Here is a 700-nt window from a genome sequence, read left to right as displayed (position 1 = left end):
TCAGAACCACCCGTAAAACGGGTGGTATGCTCCGCCCTATAAGGGCGTGCTACTAGCTGAGTCTCAAGACTCTCTGAAAAGTCCGCCAACCGCATAACTTTTCAGTCAGCCCCTAAAGGGGCTCTTTTTTATGACTTTTTTACAGGCTCACCCGTAAACGGGTCGATCAACTCCTTTAGAGTGAGTTGATCAGTAATTACATCCTCTTGCAGCTGTTCTCGGATGTATTTTGCGATTGCCTCTTTATTTCGTCCTACTGTATCCACAAAATACCCCTTACACCAAAAATGCCTGTTCCCATACTTATATTTCAAGTTCGCATGTTTATCAAAGATCATGAGCGAACTTTTCCCCTTTAGATACCCCACAAATGAGGCTACACTGATCTTCGGCGGTATACTCACGAGCATGTGTATGTGATCCGGACATGCATTGGCTTCCAAAATTTCTACCCCTTTGTACTCACATAATTTTCTCAAGATCACACCTATATCGGCCTTGATCTTTCCATATATTACTTGTCTTCGATACTTGGGGGCAAATACTATGTGATATTTGCAACGCCATTTGCTATGTGCTAAACTTTTAGTATCATCCATTGGGATGCGCCTCCTTTGTTACGTTATGCGGTCGGCAAACCTGCATTCATTGTAACAAAGGAGGCTGTTTTATTCCCCCCATAGCTATAAGCTTTTTGGAA

At 43.0% G+C, this 700-nt stretch carries 1 protein-coding gene; it reads right to left on the bottom strand.

Annotation, left to right across the window (positions count from 1 at the left end):
• Positions 1-128: 128 nt before the first annotated feature.
• Positions 129-599 carry an IS200/IS605 family transposase gene (gene tnpA / locus ALO_RS13995; protein ID WP_004096884.1) on the bottom strand — a complete coding sequence of 157 codons (471 nt, stop codon included), beginning with the start codon at positions 597-599 and terminating at the stop codon, positions 129-131.
• Positions 600-700: the final 101 nt, after the last annotated feature.

This window comes from Acetonema longum DSM 6540, assembly GCF_000219125.1.
In the GTDB taxonomy this organism is placed as follows: domain Bacteria; phylum Bacillota; class Negativicutes; order Sporomusales; family Acetonemataceae; genus Acetonema; species Acetonema longum.
Note: the sequence above shows the minus strand (reverse complement) of the source record. Positions and strands in the feature narration are given on the sequence as shown.

Coding starts and splice junctions, on each gene's coding strand:
- tnpA (WP_004096884.1), bottom strand. CDS start 599: ATGGATGATACTAAAAGTTTAGCACATAGCAAATGGCGTTGCAAATAT.